The sequence below is a fragment of the Pontibacter sp. JAM-7 genome, assembly GCF_048548695.2.
Lineage (GTDB): Bacteria > Pseudomonadota > Gammaproteobacteria > Pseudomonadales > Balneatricaceae > Neptuniibacter.
The window spans coordinates 1-230 of sequence record NZ_JBLYIF020000104.1 but is presented as its reverse complement, the minus strand read 5'-3'; the positions used below and the strand labels follow the sequence as shown (position 1 = coordinate 230).

General features: G+C 56.1%; 1 tRNA gene. It reads left to right on the top strand.

Annotated elements, in window-relative coordinates:
• The first annotated feature begins 155 nt into the window (after positions 1-155).
• Positions 156-228 (top strand) — tRNA-Val (locus ACFVYJ_RS13990).
• Positions 229-230: the final 2 nt, after the last annotated feature.

The following is a 230-nucleotide window of genomic DNA, read 5'->3' as shown; positions in this document are numbered from 1 at the left end:
AGCGGTAGTTCAGTTGGTTAGAATACCTGCCTGTCACGCAGGGGGTCGCGGGTTCGAGTCCCGTCCGTTCCGCCACTATCTAGTGTTATTGAGCCCGGGGTAGAGATACTTCACATTCCCATGTGATGGTATTAGACTTACCCAACCTCTGAAGTGGGCGTGTAGCTCAGTTGGGAGAGCGTCGCCCTTACAAGGCGAATGTCGGGAGTTCGAGCCTCTCCACGCCCACC